This is a genomic window from Microbacterium sp. NRRL B-14842 (assembly GCF_050470785.1).
The window spans coordinates 1222525-1241856 of record NZ_JBFLUM010000001.1; the positions used below are offsets into that span (position 1 = coordinate 1222525).

At 69.7% G+C, this 19332-nt stretch carries 22 protein-coding genes; 7 read left to right on the plus strand and 15 right to left on the minus strand.

All coding sequences use genetic code 11. The features are described 5' to 3' along the window. Positions 1–2: 2 nt before the first annotated feature. From AB1285_RS06130 to AB1285_RS06145, 4 genes are read right to left on the minus strand one after another with little or no spacing between them, the layout of a single operon-like run. The gene (locus AB1285_RS06130; RefSeq protein WP_366236735.1) at positions 3–812 is read right to left on the minus strand and encodes an SURF1 family cytochrome oxidase biogenesis protein; all 810 of its coding nucleotides are present in this window, start codon (positions 810–812) and stop codon (positions 3–5) included. After that, positions 809–1003 carry a hypothetical protein gene (locus AB1285_RS06135; protein ID WP_370428898.1) on the minus strand — a complete coding sequence of 65 codons (195 nt, stop codon included), beginning with the start codon at positions 1001–1003 and terminating at the stop codon, positions 809–811. Before AB1285_RS06135 ends, AB1285_RS06130 begins: the two co-directional genes overlap by 4 nt. After that, on the minus strand, positions 1000–1347 hold the full coding sequence (locus AB1285_RS06140) for a DUF3099 domain-containing protein (protein WP_187661618.1): 348 nt from the start codon (positions 1345–1347) through the stop codon (positions 1000–1002). Before AB1285_RS06140 ends, AB1285_RS06135 begins: the two co-directional genes overlap by 4 nt. 52 nt (positions 1348–1399) lie before the next feature. Continuing rightward, on the minus strand, positions 1400–1918 hold the full coding sequence (locus AB1285_RS06145; RefSeq protein ID WP_232089030.1) for a DUF4190 domain-containing protein: 519 nt from the start codon (positions 1916–1918) through the stop codon (positions 1400–1402). Positions 1919–2058: 140 nt separating this feature from the next. Here AB1285_RS06145 and AB1285_RS06150 point away from each other — a divergent pair, with 140 nt between their 5' ends. Then, entirely contained in the window at positions 2059–2769 is a 711-nt protein-coding gene (locus AB1285_RS06150) for a beta-ketoacyl-ACP reductase (RefSeq protein ID WP_370428897.1), read from the plus strand. Between the two features lie 15 nt (positions 2770–2784). Here the strand turns inward: AB1285_RS06150 and AB1285_RS06155 are convergent, their stop codons facing one another. From AB1285_RS06155 to AB1285_RS06165, 3 genes are read right to left on the minus strand one after another with little or no spacing between them, the layout of a single operon-like run. Further along, complete coding sequence (locus tag AB1285_RS06155) at positions 2785–3480, minus strand: alpha/beta fold hydrolase (protein ID WP_370428896.1); 696 nt, start codon at positions 3478–3480, stop codon at positions 2785–2787. A gap of 38 nt (positions 3481–3518) precedes the next feature. Next, the gene (gene serB / locus AB1285_RS06160; protein WP_187661615.1) at positions 3519–4154 is read right to left on the minus strand and encodes a phosphoserine phosphatase SerB; all 636 of its coding nucleotides are present in this window, start codon (positions 4152–4154) and stop codon (positions 3519–3521) included. A 49-nt stretch (positions 4155–4203) separates the two neighbouring features. After that, positions 4204–5445: a glucose-1-phosphate adenylyltransferase gene (locus tag AB1285_RS06165; RefSeq protein ID WP_268776225.1), complete on the minus strand. Its 1242-nt coding sequence runs from the start codon at positions 5443–5445 to the stop codon at positions 4204–4206. A 69-nt stretch (positions 5446–5514) separates the two neighbouring features. On the opposite strand from AB1285_RS06165, the gene glgA reads away from it, so the two are divergent. The 3 genes from glgA (at position 5515) to AB1285_RS06180 (ending at position 7899) form a co-directional block, all read left to right on the plus strand. Then, positions 5515–6699 (plus strand): glycogen synthase, encoded by a 1185-nt coding sequence (glgA, locus tag AB1285_RS06170; protein WP_370428895.1) that lies wholly within the window; start codon positions 5515–5517, stop codon positions 6697–6699. 17 nt (positions 6700–6716) lie between these two features. Continuing rightward, on the plus strand, positions 6717–7502 hold the full coding sequence (locus tag AB1285_RS06175) for an ABC transporter ATP-binding protein (RefSeq protein ID WP_187661612.1): 786 nt from the start codon (positions 6717–6719) through the stop codon (positions 7500–7502). A gap of 142 nt (positions 7503–7644) precedes the next feature. After that, positions 7645–7899: a type B 50S ribosomal protein L31 gene (locus AB1285_RS06180; RefSeq protein ID WP_187661611.1), complete on the plus strand. Its 255-nt coding sequence runs from the start codon at positions 7645–7647 to the stop codon at positions 7897–7899. Positions 7900–7964: 65 nt separating this feature from the next. Here AB1285_RS06180 and AB1285_RS06185 read toward each other — a convergent pair whose 3' ends face one another. Genes AB1285_RS06185 through AB1285_RS06195 form a run of 3 tightly spaced genes read right to left on the minus strand, consistent with a single transcriptional unit; the run spans position 7965 to position 11559 of the window. Continuing rightward, positions 7965–8249 carry a hypothetical protein gene (locus tag AB1285_RS06185; RefSeq protein ID WP_187661610.1) on the minus strand — a complete coding sequence of 95 codons (285 nt, stop codon included), beginning with the start codon at positions 8247–8249 and terminating at the stop codon, positions 7965–7967. A gap of 53 nt (positions 8250–8302) precedes the next feature. Then, positions 8303–9559 carry an alpha/beta hydrolase gene (locus AB1285_RS06190; RefSeq protein WP_259952285.1) on the minus strand — a complete coding sequence of 419 codons (1257 nt, stop codon included), beginning with the start codon at positions 9557–9559 and terminating at the stop codon, positions 8303–8305. After that, positions 9556–11559, minus strand: coding sequence for a DUF262 domain-containing protein (locus AB1285_RS06195; RefSeq protein WP_370428894.1), 2004 nt, complete (start codon positions 11557–11559; stop codon positions 9556–9558). Before AB1285_RS06195 ends, AB1285_RS06190 begins: the two co-directional genes overlap by 4 nt. 176 nt (positions 11560–11735) lie before the next feature. Here AB1285_RS06195 and AB1285_RS06200 point away from each other — a divergent pair, with 176 nt between their 5' ends. Next, complete coding sequence (locus tag AB1285_RS06200) at positions 11736–12509, plus strand: hypothetical protein (RefSeq protein ID WP_025103622.1); 774 nt, start codon at positions 11736–11738, stop codon at positions 12507–12509. 330 nt (positions 12510–12839) lie between these two features. Continuing rightward, positions 12840–13343: a DUF3145 domain-containing protein gene (locus AB1285_RS06205; RefSeq protein WP_187661607.1), complete on the plus strand. Its 504-nt coding sequence runs from the start codon at positions 12840–12842 to the stop codon at positions 13341–13343. A gap of 139 nt (positions 13344–13482) precedes the next feature. Here the strand turns inward: AB1285_RS06205 and AB1285_RS06210 are convergent, their stop codons facing one another. Beyond that, positions 13483–14886, minus strand: a complete 1404-nt coding sequence (locus AB1285_RS06210) for a PLP-dependent aminotransferase family protein (protein WP_370428893.1) — start codon at positions 14884–14886, stop codon at positions 13483–13485. Positions 14887–14980: 94 nt separating this feature from the next. On the opposite strand from AB1285_RS06210, the gene AB1285_RS06215 reads away from it, so the two are divergent. Next, a complete protein-coding gene (locus AB1285_RS06215; protein WP_259952293.1) occupies positions 14981–15658 on the plus strand; it encodes a YczE/YyaS/YitT family protein in 678 nt (225 codons plus the stop codon). Positions 15659–15743: 85 nt separating this feature from the next. Here the strand turns inward: AB1285_RS06215 and AB1285_RS06220 are convergent, their stop codons facing one another. The 4 genes from AB1285_RS06220 to AB1285_RS06235 form a co-directional block, all read right to left on the minus strand. Continuing rightward, entirely contained in the window at positions 15744–16982 is a 1239-nt protein-coding gene (locus AB1285_RS06220) for a beta-ketoacyl-[acyl-carrier-protein] synthase family protein (protein WP_187661604.1), read from the minus strand. A gap of 97 nt (positions 16983–17079) precedes the next feature. Further along, a complete protein-coding gene (locus AB1285_RS06225; protein WP_017202249.1) occupies positions 17080–17328 on the minus strand; it encodes an acyl carrier protein in 249 nt (82 codons plus the stop codon). 69 nt (positions 17329–17397) lie between these two features. Continuing rightward, entirely contained in the window at positions 17398–18399 is a 1002-nt protein-coding gene (locus tag AB1285_RS06230; protein ID WP_259952297.1) for a beta-ketoacyl-ACP synthase III, read from the minus strand. Continuing rightward, entirely contained in the window at positions 18396–19316 is a 921-nt protein-coding gene (locus AB1285_RS06235; protein ID WP_292793650.1) for an ACP S-malonyltransferase, read from the minus strand. Before AB1285_RS06235 ends, AB1285_RS06230 begins: the two co-directional genes overlap by 4 nt. Between the last annotated feature and the right edge of the window lie 16 nt (positions 19317–19332).

Genomic DNA, 19332 nt, shown 5'->3' on the forward strand with positions numbered 1-19332 from the left:
GGTCAGCGGGCGTCGAGCAGTTCGTCCTCGACGTCCGCGTCGCGGTCCCGCCGCTTCGGAGCCTTCACCGGTGCCGGTTTCCCCTCGACGTCTTCGCGGTGCTTCACGATCTCGGTCCGGATGATGTACCCGATGAAGATGAAGCCCATGATGGCGAACAGGATCCACTGGATCGCATAGGACAGGTGCGGCCCCGGGTCGTCGGTCGGGGACTCGAAACCGCCCAGCGCCGCATCCGCGGCGGGCTGCTCCTCGACCAGGCGCCCGTAGGCGCCGGTGATGACGTCGTCTCCGACGAGGTCCCCGATGGAGGGGAGGTGGATGGTGGGCACCTGGCCCTCCGGAGCCCCTCGCCCGGATGCGGGAAGCGGCTCGCCCGGGCGGAGCCGGACGGTCACCGTGACCTCACCAGAAGGCGGAGAGGGAACCGTGTCCGGGAGCTCGCCCTCGCCCGGGGGCACCCAGCCGCGGTCGACGATGAGCACACGGCCGTCCGCGTCCCGGAAGGGGACAAGAACCTCGAACGCACTCGTGCCTCCGTGCGGACGGTTGCGAACCAGGAGCTGCTCGTCGGCGAGATACTCGCCCTGCAGGGTGACCGGCCGCCATTCGTCTGCGGGGTCGAGGTCGTCCTCGGCGACGACGTCCGCGAGCGGGACGGCGGGCGCATCGTAGTTCTGCTCCACGAGCGCGATCTGCTCGGCCCGGGACTCGTTCCGCTCGAACTGCCAGTTCGACAGGAAGACGCACGCGATCGCGAAGCCGATGGCGATGAGGACGTACACACCCCAGCGGGTCAGGCGGTTGCTCATGAGGGCACCCCGTCTCGCACCGTCACCGGGAAGTCCCGCGCGGCCAGGTAGTCATGGAGGAAGTCGGCGTGCTCATCGCACGCCAGCCAGATCTTCTCGCGGTCGGCGGTGTGGATGCGCGGATTGCGCCAGACGACCTGCCTCGTGGCCGCGCTCCGGCATCCGGCGCGCGAGCAGATGAGTTCGCTCATCGGTCCGTGCGGCCTTCGCGGATGGTGATGACGTCAGGGGCGATCTCCGGAGCGGGCGCCGGAGCGGGCGCCGGTGCGTCGATCTCGCGCATCGGCGACTCGGCTGCCGTCTCCGTGCTGTCGCTGCCGGCGTTGGCGAAGACCACGGCGATGTAAGGCAGGACCGCGGCGGCGAGCGCGAACACCCATGTCCACCAGCCGAACGGCTGCACGAAGAACATCAACCCGAAGCACACGATGCGGATCGTCATCGTCAGGGCGTATCGACGCACACGGTGGTCACCCTCATCCCGCGGGGACTGCGGCAGTGAGGTGACGGCCGGTACTCGACGTGCGTTCTTCACGATGGTTCCAGCCTACGCCGCCGCAGCGACATCGGCATGCCCGCGAGGAGCCTCAGTTCGCGAAGACGAAGGGCAGCGTGAAGGCGCCGAACACCACGAGGCTGATGAGCGTCGAGACGATCGTGAAGACGAGCACGCCGATCATCAGGTAGCCGAGGATGAGTCCGGCGATCGCCATGCCGCGTCCGCCGAGACCGGGAGTGCGCCGGATCTGCCCCAGTGCCATGTGGCCGGTGATCACGGCCGCGATCGAGGCGAGCATCGGCACGATCGCCCAGAACAGCACGACACCGGCGATGCCGCAGACGAGCGAGGTGATCGCGAGCCCGCTGGACGGCCGTGCGGGCGGCGCCCCGTACGGCTGCGGGGTGGTGAACTGCTGCGGGGCCGAGTACTGCTGCGGGGCCGAGTACTGCTGAGGTGGCGAGTACTGCTGAGGCGGCGAGTACTGCTGCGGTGCGACGTTGGTCGGCGGTGCCGGCGGGAATCCCGGATACGCAGGGGAGGAGCCGGGAGCCGGCGGGATGGCCGGCGGCTCACCCGACGGACCGGGGATACGGGGATCGCTCACGCTGCTGCCTTTCGTCGCCCTCAGGCTTCCAGGACGGTCTGCGTCTGTCAAACGGCCCTCGTGAACCCGGCACGGCAACGTCGCTAGGATCGATGACGGCTCGGAATCCCGAGCCTCGACCTCAGACCCAGGAGTGTCCCATGAGCGCGGAGCGCGTCGTCCTCGTCACCGGAGGCAACCGCGGCATCGGCCGCGCCATCGCCGAGCGCTTCGTGAGGGAGGGATACCGGGTGGCGGTCACCACCCGGAGCGGAGAGGGGCCGGAGGGCACCCTCACGGTGCGCGCGGATGTCACGGACGCCGCCGCACTCGACGCGGCTTTCACCGAGGTGGAGCAGCAGCTCGGCCCGGTGGAGATCGTCGTCGCCAACGCCGGCATCACCAAGGACACCCTGCTCATGCGCATGAGCGAGGACGACTTCGACAGCGTCATCGCGACCAACCTCGGCGGCACGTTCCGGGTCGTCAAGCGTGCCTCGAAGGGCATGCTGCGCGCGCGGTTCGGACGGGTGATCCTCATCTCCAGCGTCGTGGGCCTCTACGGCTCCGCGGGGCAGACGAACTATGCCGCTTCGAAGAGCGCGCTCGTCGGCTTCGCCCGCTCCCTCACGCGCGAGCTCGGCGGACGCGGAATCACGGCCAACGTCGTGGCGCCCGGGTTCATCGAGACCGACATGACCGCAGAGCTCCCCGAGGAGACGCAGAAGCAGTACAAGGCGAACATCCCTGCCGGCCGGTTCGCGACGCCGGACGAGGTCGCGGGCGTGGTGACCTGGCTGGCGAGCGACGACGCCGGCTACATCTCCGGCGCTGTCATCCCGGTCGACGGCGGTCTCGGCATGGGGCACTGACCCCGGCCCTCGCGGTCAGCGGTCGATCGCACGCACGAGGAGCTCGCCGAGACGTTCCGGCGCGGAGAACTGCGGCCAGTGTCCGGACCCGATCCGGACGACCTCGGCATCGTCGATCGCCCGGTACTCCGTCGCGTACGGGCCCCACTGGCTGATCACCTCGTCGAACGACGTCTGGTCCAGTCCTCCCATCAGCAGGGAGACCGGGATCCCATGCCGCGCGGCGTTGCGCAGCGCAAGTTCGCCGGTCGGGACCCGAGCGGGGATGCTGTGTGTGAGGGCGCTCGTCCGCGCCCTGGTCTCGTCGTCCAGGTCGTGCACGTCCTCGTCGGGGAAGAAGCCCCACCCGGGGAAGGCGACGACGCCGTCCTGCACCGGAAACTCGCTGATGCCGGAGCCCGGGGGTGGCGGGACGGTGTCGACGAAGACGACCCGTGCCACGCGGTCCGGGCGTGCGTCGGCGACGCCCCAGGCGACATTGCCTCCGCCACTGTGCCCGACGACCACGACGTCGCCCTCCGCGGCGTCCACGGCGGCGACCGCGGACGCCACCCAGTCATCGATCCCGATGCCTGCTGCCGCCTGCGCAGTGGCGTCGAGTCCGGGCATGGTCAGCGGGTGAGCGCGGTGTCCCGCCTTCTCGAGAGCGGGCACGACGTCGTCCCAGCTCGATGCGTCGAGCCAGAGACCGGGGATGAGGATGATGTCCATGACCCGACGGTAGACCCGGCCACGGACATCGTCGAGGGTCAGGGGAGCAGAGGGATGACCGTTCCGAGGTCGACAGGGCCGATGACCAGGCTCGCCGATTCCCGGACGGCGGGCTTGGCGTTGAACGCGAGCCCCAGTCCGGCGACCGCCATCATCGGGAGGTCGTTGGCGCCGTCGCCGATCGCGATGGTCGCGTGCCGTGCCACGCCGAGCTCCTCCGCCCAGGTGCGCAGCCAGAAGGCCTTGGCCGCCCCGTCGACGATGTCGCCGTCCACCTCGCCCGTCAGCGCACCGTCGGCCACCGACAGACGGTTGGCACGCCAGCGGTCGACACCGAGCCCCGGCGCGACGTCGTCGAGGATCTCGTGGAACCCGCCCGAGACCACGCCGACCACCCCGCCTCGGGCGTGGACGGCGGCGGTGAGCTCGCGGACACCGGGGGTGGGCTCGACGCGGGCGCGGACCCGGGCGAACGCCTCGACGGGTACGCCCGCGAGAGCCGCCACTCGGGAGCGGAGACTGGTCGCGAAGTCGATCTCACCGCGCATCGCGGCTTCGGTGGCCGCCTGCACCTCGGCGCGGCGACCCGCTTCCTCCGCGAGGAGCTCGATCACCTCGTTCCGGATGAGCGTGGAATCGGCATCGAGGACGACGAGGAATCGCGCGGTGGTCACGCCATCGAGCCTAGCGACCGGAGTCCGGGGCTCGGCACCGCTCGACGCCTCAGCGCTCGATGAACACGCCCTTGCCGACGACCGTGATCCCCGATTCCGTGACCGTGAACCCGCGGGCGAGGTCCCGTTCGCGGTCGACCCCGACCGTCGCCCCGTCGGCGAGGACGACGTTCTTGTCGAGGATCGCCCGATGCACGCGTGCGCCCTGGCCGACGTGGACGTGATCGAACACCACGGAGTCGGTGATGGTCGATCCGCCGCCGGCGAGCGTCCACGGGCCCACGACGCTGCGCTCGAGGTGCGTGCCGGAGAGCACCGACCCCAGCGACACGATCGAGTCGATCGCGTTCCCGATCCGTCCCACGGAGTCGCGGACGAACTTCGCCGGCGGGGAGTTGACCGCCTGCGAGTGGATCGGCCACTCCATGTTGTAGAGGTTGAAGATCGGGAGGGTCGAGATCAGGTCCCGGTGCGCGTCGAAGAACGAGTCGATCGTTCCCACGTCGCGCCAGTACGAGCGGTCGCGTGGCGACGAGCCAGGGACCTCGTTCTGCTTCATGTCGTAGTAGCCGGCCTCGCCGCGGTCGACGAAGTAGGGGACGATGTCGCCACCCATGTCGTGGCTCGACGTCGGCAGCTCTCCATCCGCCTCGACCGCCGCGATGAGGGCGTCCGTGTCGAAGATGTAGTTGCCCATGGAGGCCAGGACTTCGTGAGGGGAGTCCGCAAGACCCGTGGCGTCGGTCGGCTTCTCCAGGAACTGCCGGATGCGCCCGGACTCGGGGTCCGCGTCGATGACCCCGAACTGCGACGCCAGGGCGAGGGGCTGGCGGATGCCCGCCACCGTCGCCTTCGCGCCGGACTCGATGTGCGCGTCGAGCATCTGACGGAAGTCCATCCGATAGACGTGGTCGGCGCCGATGACGACGACGATGTCCGGCTTCTCGTCGTTGATGAGGTTCATGCTCTGCAGGATCGCGTCGGCGGAGCCGGAGAACCACCGCTTGCCGAGGCGCTGCTGGGCGGGGACGGACGCGACGTAGGAGTCGAGGAGGGCTGACATCCGCCACGTCTGGGAGATGTGCCGGTCGAGACTGTGCGACTTGTATTGGGTCAGCACGACGATCTGTCTCAGCCCGGAGTTGATGAGGTTCGAGATGGCGAAGTCGATCAGGCGGTACTGCCCGCCGAACGGGACGGCAGGTTTCGCGCGGTCGGCCGTCAGCGGCATGAGTCGCTTGCCCTCGCCGCCGGCGAGGATGATCCCGAAGACCTTCTTTGGAGCGGACATGGCTCCACCATAGATCCGGTTCGGCGCGGGGAACTAGCATCTGGACAACCCGCTCGATAGCGTCTAGGCATGCGAGTCGAGATGATCACCAAGGAGTATCCGCCGGAGATCTACGGAGGCGCGGGTGTACACGTCGCCGAGCTCGTCTCCGCGCTGCGTCGTGACATCGACGTGACGGTGCGCGCCTTCGGCGCGCCGCGCGATGAGGACGGCACCTTCGCCTACCGCGCCCCGGAGAGCCTCGCCGCCGCCAACCCGGCTCTGCAGACCCTCGGCACGGACCTGGAGATCGTGTCGGCCATCGCGGGCGCCGACGTCGTGCACAGCCACACCTGGTACGCGAACTTCGCCGGCCATCTCGCCTCCCAGCTCCACGGCATCCCGCACGTGCTCACGGCGCACAGCCTCGAACCGCTCCGGCCGTGGAAGGCCGAACAGCTCGGGGGCGGCTACGCCGTCTCGAGCGGGATCGAGAAGCTCGCCTACGAGAACGCCGCCGCGGTGATCGCGGTGAGCGCCGGCATGCGCGCCGACATCCTGCGCAGCTACCCGCAGGTCGACCCCGCACGGGTCCGCGTGATCCACAACGGCATCGACGTGGAGCGGTGGCGTCCTGTGCACGACCCCGCCTTCCTCTCCTCGATCGGCATGGACCCTGACCGCCCTTCGGTGGTCTTCGTCGGACGCATCACGCGGCAGAAGGGGCTGCCATACCTCCTGCAGGCGGCCCGGATGCTGCCGCCCGAGGTCCAGCTGATCCTGTGCGCCGGAGCGCCGGACACCCCGGAGATCATGGCGGAGGTGCAGGAGGGGGTGCGGCTGCTGCAGCAGACCCGCGAGGGTGTGGTGTGGATCGAGCGGATGCTGCCGCGCGATGAGTTGTCGGCGATCCTGGCCGCGGCGACCACGTTCGTCTGCCCGTCCGTCTACGAGCCCCTCGGGATCGTGAACCTCGAGGCGATGGCCTGCGGAGCGGCCGTCGTGGGGACCGCGACCGGCGGAATCCCGGAGGTCGTCGACGACGGAGTGACGGGCCGGCTGGTCCCGATCGAGCAGGTACAGGACGGCACGGGCACACCCACCGATCCTGACCGCTTCGTCGCCGATCTCGCGGCAGTCCTCACCGAGGTCACCTCGGATCCGGCGCGGGCTCGGGAGTACGGGGAGGCCGGTCGGGAGCGTGCCCGCGCGCAGTTCAGCTGGGGTGCGATCGCCGACGAGACCCGCGCGCTCTACGCAGAGCTGTCCGCCTGAGCCGATAGGCTTTCGGTATGCCGATCGCTCTGGAGTTCACCGACGTCGTCGTGCGCCGAGAGGGGCGCAACATCATCGATCACGTGACCTGGCAGGTCTCGGACGATCAGCGATGGGTGATCCTCGGGCCGAACGGGGCGGGCAAGACGACCCTGCTGCAGCTCGCCGACACCTTGATGCATCCCACCTCTGGCACCGTCACCGTCCTCGGCGAGACGCTCGGACGCGCGGACGTCTTCGAGATCCGACCCCGGATCGGGTTCGCCTCGACGGCCATGGCCAAGCGCATCCCGCGCGACGAGACGGTTCTCAACACGGTCCTCACGGCGGCGTACTCCGTGCTCGGCCGCTGGAACGAGAGCTACGAGGACATCGATGAGCGGCGCGCACTGCGGGTGCTGGGGGACTGGCGTCTCGCGCACCTCGCCGACCGCACGTTCGGCACGCTGAGCGACGGCGAGCAGAAGCGCGTGCAGATCGCCCGCGCGGTCATGACCGACCCCGAGCTGCTGCTGCTCGACGAGCCGACGGCCTCGCTCGATCTCGGGTCGCGTGAGGAGTTGCTGGCGCTGCTGGGCGGCTACGCCTCCGCTCCGACGACGCCCGCGATGCTCATGGTGACCCATCACGTCGAGGAGATCCCGGTCGGGTTCACGCACGTGCTGCTGATCCGCGACGGGGCCGTGGTGGCGGCGGGCCCGATCGCCGAGACGCTCACCGCTGATGCCCTCGGCGAGACCTTCGGCATGCCGATCGCGCTCAGCAGCGAGGACGGACGCTACTCCGCCCGCGCCGCCTCCTGAGCTCGGTTCCGATGGGTTACTGAGCTCGGCCCCTATGGGTTACTGAGCTCGTCGAAGTACTGGTAGAATCGATCCTTGGTGCGTTCGTACCACAGACTTCCCTCGTCCCTGGCACAATCCAGGGCAGCAACAAAGGAATCCCATGAAGACTGACATTCACCCCGAGTACAAGGCTGTCGTGTTCCGCGACCTGGGTTCGGGCGAGACCTTCCTCACCCGCTCCACCGTCACGAGCGACAAGACGATCGAGCTGGACGGCGTGGAGTACCCGGTGATCGACGTCGAGATCTCCTCGGCCTCGCACCCTTTCTACACGGGCAAGCAGCGCATCATGGACTCGGCCGGTCGCGTCGAGAAGTTCAACCAGCGCTTCAAGGGCTTCGGCGGCTCCAAGTAAGGACCGCTTCACGAAGGCCCCGCGCTCCTCGGAGCACGGGGCCTTCGTCATGCCCGGTGGGGTGCTCACACGTCGATGACGATGCGTCCGTGCTGGATGCGGCCCGGCGGGTCGCCGGGGCTCGGCGCCGGGGCGGTGCGCCGGGTCTGCCGGTCGCGCTCCTGTCCCGCCTCGTGCGCCGTGGGGGACCACACGGCATCGAAGACGCCGACGAGCCCTCCGGATCCGGCCTGCTCGTACTTCTCCTCCACCGGGCGACGGGAGAGGGAGTGCCGGATGCCGACGAAGAAGAGCACCGGCCCCGCACCGAGTACGAGGGCGATCGTGGTCCATCCGAGCAGATGCTCCATGCGCCCAGGATAGATCGCCGACCATGTCGACGGTATCCGTCGCGCGGCGGATGTCAGCGGACGCGGCGTCCGTGGGCCAGGTCGATCAGGCGCGCCAGCACAGGACCGCTCCGCAGGCCGTTGTGCTCGTGCTCACTCGTCACCCACGGCGTCACACCGGGGAGCAGGCGGGCGGTCTCCAGCGAGAACTCCAGCGGCACGTACAGGTCGTTCACGTACACCGCGGCCGCTCCCGTGGCTCCGGAGTCGGCGAGAGCGACGGTGTCGTAGATCCGCGGCCAGGGGTGCTCCGCCAGGATCGACGTGACCTCGCGCCACGGCTGCAGCCCGGGGACGGTGTCCGCCCACTCGCGACGGATGTGCTCGCCCGTGAACAGCGTGGGGTCGTCGCGGAAGTCGTCAGGCTCGACGCGCTCCGCCGACCACCGCGTCGTGTGTCCGCTCGCGTAGCTCGACTCGTGGAACGCGTAGTACAGCGGATTGCGTGCGCCGAAGGGCATGGCGTGCTGGAGGTCGTAGCGGAAGGCGTTGGAAGAGGGATCGCGCTCGAGGAGGGACCAGAGCGTCTGCCAACCGTCGTCGGTGCCGAGAGCGGAGCCCACCGAGCGGAGGCGGGAACGCGATACGACCTCGCCGTCGGGGAGGACGAGTTCACCGGCGTCCGCGAGATCGATCAGGCGTCGCATGACGTCGCGGTGCTCCGGGAAGCGCCGGTAGTACCGCTCGGACGCCGTGCGCATCTTGTCGTAGCAGAGGGCGTAGACCTCGTCCGGGTCGCGCTCGACCGTGCTGAGGCCTCCGGTGATGAAGACGTCGTCGAGCGAATCCGCGTGGGTCGACAGGTAGGCCAGCGTCGTGAACCCGCCGAAGGACTGCCCGAGGACGCTCCACGTCGGCACCCCCAGGTGCTCCCGCAGCGCCTCGCAGTCGCGCACGATGGCATCGGCGCGCAGGTGGGTCAGATGCTCGGCGACGGCTTCGGCGCCCCGCACGAGGTCGCCGTCGCCGACCGGGGAGGAGAGGCCGGTGCCGCGCTGGTCCAGGAGGACGAGTCGGTAGTGCGCGAGGGCCTGGTCCAGCCACGCGGGCGCTGTGGAGGAGTGGAAGGGACGCGGGGCTTCGTAGCCGGGCCCGCCCTGCAGGAACACCAGATAGGGGAGCGTCTCGCCCCCGTCGCGTGTTACTACGCGGGCGAACACGTCGATCGTACGGGTGTCTGCCGGGTCGCCCCAGACGAGGGGAACCGTGAGCGTGTGCTCCTCGACGGCGAGGTCGAGCAGGCGGCGGCGGATGACAGTGGTCATGGTCACATCACATTCCCGATGTAGGAGTACTTCACGAAGACCTCGGCGGCGATGCCGGACTCATCGAGGACCCCCTGGACGGCCGTCATCATGTAGTTCGAGTCCCAGCCCATGTAGAGGTAGTGCGTGTCGTCGAGGTCATCCCAGTGCCCCTTCCACGCCTTGTCGCGGTAGATCGGGCCGCCGTGGGTCGCGCAGTAGGCGAGAGCGGCCTCGGTGGTGTCCGTCCAGGCGCGGCGGAACACGCGGTTGAACAGATGCTTGACGTCGTAGACCTCCCATCGCTCGCCGCGGTACTCGACGTAGTCGAACTCGCGCTCCCACCCCGCCGGCCAGCCGCGGCGTCGGACCGCGTCGAGGATCGGGGTGAGTCCGTCGTCGTCGATCTCGGGCAGCGCGGGTCGTGCCCACACGCGGACGAGGTCGGCTGTCAGGCCCACCGTGCGTGCGGTGATGGCCGCCGTGCCCCAGGACTCCTGCGCGGCCAGAGCGCGAGTGGCCGGCACCGCGCTGCGTGCATAGGCCTCATCGCGCTTGACCGGGAACGAGGCGCCGAACACCCGCTCCGTGAGCCCCTGCTCCAGCAGTGTGAGGTTGCCGAGGGTCGGCGCGAGGGCGCGGTGGCTGTTCTGCTCGTCTTCCGAATACTCGCTCCACGGGCGCACGCCGTCGCCGGACCAGGCGTCGCCGGGCACGGCGGGCACGATGTGCTCGACGTCGTAGCCGTCCACGTCATCGACGCCTTCGAGCCGGCCGAGCACGTAGGCCGGATACGGCAGCTCGCTGTACTTGAGCACCGCACTGACCCGTTCGTCCGACGGGGTGATGCGCGCGATGGCGCGGGCCAGGGCGTCGTGTCCGTCGCGACGCGCACGGCAGAGACGGGCGATGAGCCGCTCGGCGGGAAGGTTCACGAGCGCGCGACGAAGGAACATCGCCTGCAGCCACTCGAGCGTCTCGAGGAGCTGGGCCCGGTCGATGAGCCCGCGCGCGTGATCGCTGTACGCGCTCATGACGAGCGGGTACGAGGAGCGTCCGAACGTGTTGACGTGCCGCAGCTGACGCGCGATCTCGGGGTCCGGTTCCTTCCTCGGGTCCAGGAGGATGCCGTAGATCTCCGCGTAGTGCCGCCAGGTCTCGGCGTCGGCCTGGAGGTGCGCGACGTCGACGCGCGGGAACGACTGGCGGAACGCGCTGTACACCCCGTGCTCCCCGTTCGCCGCCACCTCTCGCCCCGTCACGAGCACGAGGTAGTGGCGCCAGAACGCTCCGATCGCCTCGCCCGTGTGCTGCTCGATCGGTAGCCAGAACCGCGCCTCCACGTCCATCTGCTCGGCGTGGTTCAGGCCCATGAGGATGTAGTTGTGGATCAGCTCATGGTCCCGCAGCGGTTCGCCGGTGGAGTTCAGGCTCTCGAAGATCTGCTGCGCGTTGGCCTGCGCACCGAGCGTGATCGAGACGTGCTCCAGTCGCTGCAGCCCCTGCCAGATGAGCGGCACCTCGTCGGCATGGATCTGGCTGCGGAAGAAGGCGTAGTTGTCGTCGAAGCGCGACTCGCGATCGAGGTCGTCACGGCGGTCGAGCACGACCGACTCGTAGAGATCGGCCCAGGCGTCGTGCGGCCGAAGCTTCGTGCGCTCCGGGTCGTCGGTGCGCACCAGCACGCGGGCGAGGTCGGCGGCGAGCTCCGGGTCCCGGTCGCGCACCGAGTGATGCAGCGCGGCGACGAGGAGCATGAGCGTGGTGAGGCGCTGCTGCCCGTCGATGAGGATGAGGTCGGCGTCCGCGCCGGAGCCGTCCTCGGCGGAGAGGATCGAGCCGATGAAGTGGCGATGCGCGTCGTCCTCCGCGGCCACCGCCCTGACGTCGGAGAGGAGCCGCTCGCAGCCGCCGATGTCCCAGCGGTACTGCCGCTGATAGACGGGGACGACGATGGTCGTGCGTCCCGCCGCGAGCCATTCGATCGTGTTGACTGCCGTCGCCTCGACGTTGGTCGCGGTGCTCATGCTGGTGTCTCGTCCTCCCGTAGCGACAGGCGCCACGGACGCGCCGGGTGCCCCGCCCAGTCTATTCGCTTATCCACGGTGACCCTCCGGGGGAGCGCCAGGTCCCGCTGTTAGCCTTGCCTTATCAGGGCCTGTTAAAACGTGCTGGCCCCCGATGAAAGGAACATGACTCGATCATGGGATACATCAAGTCCGCAGCGCTGGAGGAGAAGGGCTTCGTCGTCCTCGACAGCTACGACCAGGAGGCCGACCCCAAGGAGTGGCTCGACATCGAGTACGTCGACTGGAAGTCCTCGGGCGACACCCGGTTCGCGCCCCTCGCCAGCGCCTTCGGTGACATCGAGTGCAACGGCTTCTGGAACCACAAGCCGCCGCGCACCGACAAGGACGGCGTCTGGATCGACGAGCAGACCGCCAAGGCCCCGAACCTCACGCGTCGCGCGCAGGAGCCGGGCGCGAACGTCGGTCGCTGCCGCGTCATCGAGCTGCAGCCGACCCCGTACGGCGACTGCCTCTACAACCTGCACCAGGACGACAACAACCGTCTGAACCCGGACGGCACCGGCTGGGTCGTGCGCGGGTTCTTCAACCTCACCGACGACAAGGACAGCTACTTCGTCCTGCGCGAGAACCGCACGGACCCCAGCATCGAGTACCGCATCGCCCTGCCGGCCGGTGCGCAGCTCATCGTCGACACCCAGCGCCTGTGGCACGCGGCCACGCACAACGGCACCGACCCGCGCTACTGCCTCATCACCTCGTGGACGTCCGGTCCCGAGCTCGACGCGTACATCGAGAAGTACCACGGCACCGACGACGTCCCGAACGTCGAGGTCCCGCAGGACGTGCTCGAGTTCGGCTATGCCGAGCAGGCCCGCAAGGACGCCGCCCGCGCGGCCTATTACGCCGCCAAGGGCCAGCAGGTCAAGCAGGCCATGAGCGAGGCGTGAGCCTCCGCACACTGGGTCGCTGAGCGTCCCCACAGTGGGTCGCTGAGCGTCCCCACGGTGGGTCGCTGAGCGTCCCCACGGTGGGTCGCTGAGCGTCCCCACGGTGGGTCGCTGAGCGTCCCCACGGTGGGTCGCTGAGTGTCCCCACGGTGGGTCGCTGAGCTCGTCGAAGCGCCCGAAGGCCCCGGTCCGCGGACCGGGGCCTTCGTCGTCGAATCACACGCTTGTGATTTCGCGGGAACTCGGCGAGAATGGGCGCACAACCGCATACTCTCGCCACTTCGTGGTTCAGGTCGTAGGGGAAGACGCACCTGATGAAACGGAGAGATCATGGCGACGGCTTACGCACGCGGAGTGGTGTTCATCCACTCGGCGCCTCGCGCGCTCTGCCCGCACCTGGAATGGGCGGTGGGTCGCGCTATCGGGCGTGCGGTGAACTTCGATTGGACCGAGCAGCCCGTGCTGACCGGCGCCCGCCGCGCCGAGTTCTACTGGGACGGCCCCGTCGGAACCGGCGCTGCCCTCGCGACCGCGATCCGCGGCTGGGAGCACCTCCGGTTCGAAGTGACCGAGGATCCCACTCCGCGCAGTGACGGCGGTCGGTGGCTGCACACCCCAGACCTCGGGATCCACTACGCCCAGACCGACGCCGCCGGCAACATCGTCATCGGCGAGGACCGCATCCGCTACGCGATGGAGATCGCCGCGGGAAACGCCGTCGAGCTGCAGCGCGAGCTCGACGTCGCCCTGGGCTCCGCCTGGGACGAGGAGCTGGAACCCTTCCGTCACGCCAGCGACGACGCGCGCGTCGTCTGGCTCCACAAGGTCGGCTGACCGGCCGCTGAGACCAGGAGCGCGGAGGCGTGAGTATCGGATGCCGGTGAGTGATCCCGGACGCTGAGAAGACGAATCCCCGCTCCGCTCGACGAGGACCCCGCCCCGGGTGACCGGGCGGGGTCTTCGTCTGTGCCGGTCAGATCACTGCGGCGTGAGCAAGGTCGGCGGTGGCGTCCACTCCACCGCCGCGCACGTCCGCCCAGGCCTGCGCCAGGCGCGTCATCGCCTCCGCCGTCCGCTCGGGGGGAAGCGTGATCGGGACCCGGAGGCGGCGCTCCAGCACGCCGCCGGTCGTGAAGCGCGGCCCGGGTGGGAGGATGAGATCCCGTTCCCGTGCGGCGAGGGAGAGCGTGGTCGACAAGGGGGCACCGAGGTCGATCCAGGCGGAGAGGCCGCCGGGCGTCGCCGGCATGCGCATCCCCGGGATATCCGCGATCCCCGCAGCCACCGCGTCCCGCCCCGCCGTGAGGCGGCGTCGGACATGATGGGTGAGCGCCGGGACGTCGTCGAGAAGCTCCACGGCGATGCACTGCTCCAGGAGCGCTGTGCCGAGTTCGAACGAGGGACGGACGGCCAGCAGTCGAGCGATGACCGAGCGCTCGGCGCGCACCCAGCCGATGCGCATGCCTCCCCAGGCGATCTTCGACATCGACCCGACCGTGATGACGTTCGGGCCCTCGGCCGCCATGGGCACCGGAGCCCATCCGCGGTCGATGTCGAGTTCCGCCGTCGTCTCGTCCACGATCAGATGGGTGCCCGTATTCCGGGCCGTCGTGGCGATCCGGGACCGCTCCTCCTGCGGCAGCGTCGCGCCGGTGGGGTTGTGGAAGTCCGGGATGAGGTAGGCGACGTGCGGCCGAGCCGTCAGCAGCGTGTCGGTGAGGTGCCGGGTGTCCCAGCCGTCGGTGTCGACCGGTGTGGGGACCAGACGGTAGCCGTGGCGGTGCAGCGCCTCGAGCGCGTGCGGAAAGGTCGGCTGCTCCACGAGGGCGCGTTCGCCCCGGCGGCCGATCGCCGTGAGGATGAGGTTGACGGCGTTCAGGGCGCCGGAGGTGATCATGATCTCGTCCGGCGTGGTGACCGCGCCGCGTTCGGTGAACCGGCGGGCCACGGCCTCACGCAGCTCGGGAAGACCCTGCAGCGAGTAGCCGCTCGTACCGCGCAGAGCCGCGAGTCGGGGGAGTGAGCGCACGGTGGCGTCGTACAGACCGGGGGTCGAGTCCATGGAGGCGATCGAGAGGTCGATCGCCTCGTCGTCCCGGCCGGGGGTGGCTATCGACGGGCCGTGCGGGAGCGCGACGCGGGTGCTGCCGCCGTGATGCCGGGACACGTAGCCGGCGGCCTCCAGCACGCCGTACGCGCGGGTGATGGTCGACCGGGACCGTCGCAGCTCGAGGGCGAGGGCGCGCTCGCTCGGCAGTCGCTCGCCGACGGTGAGGCGACCGTCGAGGATGAGCGCTCTGATGCGGTCGGCGAGACCGGACGCCGAGGTGTCGTCGAGGTCCTGGATGCCGAGCTGCGTGACGAGACGGGATGCCATGCCTCCAGACTGCCGCAAAGTGGCCTTCCATGTGCAGGCCACTTTTCGCTCAGTGGTCGTCCTCGGAGGTCTTCGCACGGGCCACGATGGAGAGATGCTCTTCCGTGCCGTCTTCCTGCCTTTCACCGCGACCAGCCGTCGGGACCTGGTCGAGCGGCTCGCGCAGCTCGTGGGCGGGCTCTTCCTCTACGGTGTCGCCCTCGGCTTCATGGTGCGGGGCGGCATCGGCGTCGCGCCCTGGGACGTCCTGTCGCTGGGCGTCGCGGGCTGGACGGGACTCGGGTACGGGGTCGTCACGGTGCTCATCTCGATCGTCGTCCTGCTGCTGTGGATCCCGCTCCGTCAGCGGGTGGGCCTCGGCACCCTGCTCAACGCGTTGCTCATCGGCCCGTTCGCGGATCTCACGCTCCTCGTGCTGCCTGCTCCGCCGTCCGTGTGGGTCGGGGCCCCCATGTTCGTGTTCGGACTCGTACTGCTGGCGTTCGCCACCGGTCTCTACATCGCGGCCGACTTCGGTCCCGGACCGCGCGACGGACTCATGACCGGCCTCGTGCGAGTGACCAGGTGGCCGGTCTGGCTGGCCCGGACGGTCATCGAGGGCTCCGTGCTGCTGGTCGGCTTCCTGCTCGGCGGCCCCGTCGGCGTCGGCACCGTGCTGTTCGCATTCGGCGTCGGTCCGCTGATCGGCTGGTTCCTCCCACGCATCGAGCGCCGACGTCGGGAGCGTTCGCAGCGCCTTGCCGTCCGGGCGAGCGCGCCCCTGGGTCCCTGAGCCTGTCGACGGGCCAGAGCGGACCGCGCACGACGAAGGCCCCCGGTTCACTTCCCGGGGGCCTTCGTCGTGCATGCGGAAGCGGTCAGTCGACGCCGCCGAGCACGAGCACGGCGTTGTGTCCGCCGAAGCCGAACGAGTTGCTGATGGCGATCTGCGGGCCGTCGCCGAGCGGAGCCGCCTCTCCGGACAGACGGAAGGGGACCTCCGGGTCCGGCTCGGTCATGTTGATCGTCGGCGGGGCCACGCGGTCCCGCAGCGCGAGGAGGGAGAAGATCGCCTCCAGCGCTCCTGTGCCGCCCAGCAGGTGTCCGGTCGACGCCTTGGTGGCCGACACCGGGATCTCGTCGATCCGGTCGCCGAAGACGTTCTTCAGCGCGACGTACTCGTTGGGGTCCCCGACCGGGGTCGAGGTCGCGTGGGCGTTGATGTGCGTCACCTGGTCGGGGGTGATGCCGGCCTCCTCGAGTGCCTGGACGACGGCACGCGCCGCACCCTTGCCCTCGGGGTCGTTGCCGGTGATGTGGTAGGCGTCGGCGGTCACACCGCCTCCGAGGATGTAGCCGTAGATCTTCGCGCCGCGGGCCTTGGCATGCTCCTCGGTCTCGAGGATGAGGGCGGCGGCACCCTCGCCCATCACGAAGCCGTCGCGGTCGATCGCGCCGGGTCGCGAGGCGTGGGCCGGGTCGTCGTTACGACGCGACAGCGCCTGCGCGGAGGCGAAGGCGGCCATCGTGATCGGGTGGATCGCCGACTCGGTGCCACCGGCGATGACGACGTCGGCCAGGCCCTCCTGAAGGTGGTGGAACGCGTGGATGATCGACTCGGTGCTGGAGGCGCAGGCACTGACCACGGTCTGCGCGTAGGCCCGGGCTTCGAACTGCAGCGACAGGTTGCCGGCGGCCGCGTTCGGCATCAGCATCGGCACGGTCAGCGGCATGACCCGGCGCGGGCCCTTCTCACGCAACGTGTCCCAGGCGTCCAGCAGCGTCCACAGGCCGCCGATGCCCGTCGCGAAGTCGACGCCGAGGCGCTCGGGAGCGACCTCTGGCGAGCCCGCGTCCGCCCAGGCCTCGCGCGCCGCGATGAGGGCGAACTGCGAAGACGGGTCGAGACGCTTCGCCTCGTGGCGGGGCAGCACCTCTTCCGGACGGACGCTCGCAGAGGCGGCGAACGTGACGGGGAGGTCGTACTCCTGCACCCAGTCGTGCTCGATCGTGCGGGCGCCGGAGGCACCGGCGAGGAGGTTGTCCCAGTTCTCCGGGGCCGTCCCGCCGATGGCGGAGGTGGCGCCGATGCCGGTGACGACGATGCGCTTGGTCATGAGGTGTGGTTCCTTGTCGAAACGAGTTCGTGCGGGGGATGGGCAGGGCCGGAGGATGCCACGCCTCGCGCGGGGCGAGGGTGGCATCCTGGCGGGATTACTCCTGGCCCGCGACGATGAAGTTGACGGCGTCGCCGACGGTCTTCAGGTTCTTGACCTCGTCGTCGGGGATGGTGACGCCGAACTTCTCCTCGGCGTTGACGACGATCGTCATCATCGAGATCGAGTCGATGTCGAGGTCGTCCGTGAACGACTTCTCCAGGGCGACCTCGCTGGCGTTGATGCCGGTCTCGTCGGTGATCAGCTCTGCGAGGCCGGCGAGGACCTCATCGTTGGTGAAAGCCATGGTGGTCTTCCTCTTTCTTACGGGTTGTATTCGGAACCGTGGAACAGTCTAGGGAAGGTCGGCGCGTCTTCAGGGGAGGACGACGACCTGGGCCGCGAAGACGAGGCCGGCGCCGAAGCCGATCTGCAGGGCGAGGCCGCCGGAGAGCTCCGGGTGCTCGGCCATGAGGCGGTGGCTGGCGAGGGGGATCGAGGCGGCCGACGTGTTGCCGGTGGTCTCGATGTCACGGGCGATGACGGTGGTCTCCGGAAGGCCGAGCTGCTTGGCGAACTCGTCGATGATGCGCATGTTCGCCTGGTGCGGGATGAAGGCGGCGAGGTCGGAGGCCTCGATCCCGGCCTTCTCCAGCGCCTCGCGGGCGACCTTCGCCATCTCCCAGACCGCCCAGCGGAAGACCGTCGGACCTTCCTGGCGGAGCGTCGGCCACGGCACCACGCCGTCGCGGAAGTCGGTGAGGGTGCCGTTCATGCCGACGGCGTCGGCCTTGGAGCCGTCGCTGCCCCAGACGGCAGGGGCGATGCCCGGCGTGTCGCTCGGGCCGATGAGAGCCGCGCCAGCGCCGTCGCCGAGGAGGAACGAGATGCTGCGGTCCGTGGGGTCGACGACGTCGGACAGCTTCTCCGTGCCGATCACGAGGGCGTGGCGGGCGGCACCGGCCTTGATGAGCGCGTCGGCCTGCGCCACCGCGTACGCGTAGCCGGCGCAGGCCGCGTTGATGTCGTACGCCGCAGCGGGGTTGGCGCCGACGCGGTCCGCCACGATCGCGGAGACCGACGGCGTCTGCTTCGGGTTGCTGATGGTCGCGACGATGACGAGGTCTACCTGGTCGGCCGGCACACCCGACTTCTCGATGGCCTCGGCCGCCGCCTCGGTCGCGAGGTCGATGGCGTCCGTCCCCTTGTCGGCCCGGACGCGCGTGATGATGCCGGTGCGCTGCCGGATCCACTCGTCACTCGAGTCGATGGGCCCGATGAGGTCTTCGTTGGGCACCGCGTTCTCGCCGCGAGCCGCGCCGAAGGCGTAGATGCGGGTGTAGGCGGGCCCGGCGATCTGGGCGAGGGAGGCGGTCATGCGGCTTCTCCGTTCAGCAGCGCGACGGCGGCTTCGAGGTCTTCGGGGGTCTTCACGGCGACCGTCGGCACGCCGCGCAGGCCGCGCTTGGCGAGACCGACCAGGGCGCCGGCGGGGGCGAGCTCGATGACGCCGGTCACGCCGGCGTCGGCGAAGGAGGTCATGCAGAGGTCCCACCGCACGGGGGAGGAGACCTGATCGACGAGATAGTCGAGCGCCGTCGCTCCGTCGGTCACGACGGAGCCGTCGCGGTTGGTCCAGAGCGTGATCTCGGGGTCGGCCGGCTGGACGTCGGCCACAGCGTCGCGGAGAATCGAGACGGCGGAGGACATGTAGTCGGTGTGGAACGCGCCGGCGACCTGGAGCGGCACCACGCGCGTGCCCTTGACCGGATCCTCGGCGAGGGCCGCCAGGGCCGGAAGAGGGCCGGCGACGACGATCTGCCCGCCGCCGTTGAAGTTCGCCGGCGCGAGGCCGAGCTCGGCGAGTCGGGCGAGGAGCGTCTCCTCGTCACCGCCGAGGACCGCGCTCATCCCGGTCGGGGTCTGGGCCGCGGCATCCGCCATCGCCCGCCCACGGATGCCGACGAGGCGCATGCCGGTCGTGGCGTCCAGGACACCGCTACCGACGAGAGCGGCGATCTCCCCGACGGAGTGCCCGGCGATGCCGTCGGCGCGGCGACCGGCGGCGGCCACGAGAGCGTCACCGGCGACGAGGGAGGCGGCCACGATCAGCGGCTGGGCGACGCGCGTGTCGCGGATGGCGTCCGCGTCCGATTCGGTGCCGTGCGCGCGGAGATCGACCTGCGCGGCCTCGGAGTAGGCGGCGAGACGCTCCTCCACTCCGTCGAGCTCGAGCCAGGGGGCGAGGAATCCGGGGGTCTGCGAGCCCTGTCCAGGGCAGACGACGACAATCACCCACCCAGTCTGCCAA

Coding starts and splice junctions, on each gene's coding strand:
- glgA (WP_370428895.1), top strand. CDS start 5,515: ATGCGAGTCGAGATGATCACCAAGGAGTATCCGCCGGAGATCTACGGA.
- AB1285_RS06220 (WP_187661604.1), bottom strand. CDS start 16,982: ATGACCAAGCGCATCGTCGTCACCGGCATCGGCGCCACCTCCGCCATC.
- AB1285_RS06175 (WP_187661612.1), top strand. CDS start 6,717: ATGCCGATCGCTCTGGAGTTCACCGACGTCGTCGTGCGCCGAGAGGGG.
- AB1285_RS06150 (WP_370428897.1), top strand. CDS start 2,059: ATGAGCGCGGAGCGCGTCGTCCTCGTCACCGGAGGCAACCGCGGCATC.
- AB1285_RS06130 (WP_366236735.1), bottom strand. CDS start 812: ATGAGCAACCGCCTGACCCGCTGGGGTGTGTACGTCCTCATCGCCATC.
- AB1285_RS06210 (WP_370428893.1), bottom strand. CDS start 14,886: ATGGCATCCCGTCTCGTCACGCAGCTCGGCATCCAGGACCTCGACGAC.
- AB1285_RS06200 (WP_025103622.1), top strand. CDS start 11,736: ATGGGATACATCAAGTCCGCAGCGCTGGAGGAGAAGGGCTTCGTCGTC.
- AB1285_RS06135 (WP_370428898.1), bottom strand. CDS start 1,003: ATGAGCGAACTCATCTGCTCGCGCGCCGGATGCCGGAGCGCGGCCACG.
- AB1285_RS06225 (WP_017202249.1), bottom strand. CDS start 17,328: ATGGCTTTCACCAACGATGAGGTCCTCGCCGGCCTCGCAGAGCTGATC.
- AB1285_RS06215 (WP_259952293.1), top strand. CDS start 14,981: ATGCTCTTCCGTGCCGTCTTCCTGCCTTTCACCGCGACCAGCCGTCGG.
- AB1285_RS06205 (WP_187661607.1), top strand. CDS start 12,840: ATGGCGACGGCTTACGCACGCGGAGTGGTGTTCATCCACTCGGCGCCT.
- AB1285_RS06155 (WP_370428896.1), bottom strand. CDS start 3,480: ATGGACATCATCCTCATCCCCGGTCTCTGGCTCGACGCATCGAGCTGG.
- AB1285_RS06185 (WP_187661610.1), bottom strand. CDS start 8,249: ATGGAGCATCTGCTCGGATGGACCACGATCGCCCTCGTACTCGGTGCG.
- AB1285_RS06195 (WP_370428894.1), bottom strand. CDS start 11,559: ATGAGCACCGCGACCAACGTCGAGGCGACGGCAGTCAACACGATCGAA.
- AB1285_RS06230 (WP_259952297.1), bottom strand. CDS start 18,399: ATGACCGCCTCCCTCGCCCAGATCGCCGGGCCCGCCTACACCCGCATC.
- AB1285_RS06180 (WP_187661611.1), top strand. CDS start 7,645: ATGAAGACTGACATTCACCCCGAGTACAAGGCTGTCGTGTTCCGCGAC.
- AB1285_RS06165 (WP_268776225.1), bottom strand. CDS start 5,445: ATGTCCGCTCCAAAGAAGGTCTTCGGGATCATCCTCGCCGGCGGCGAG.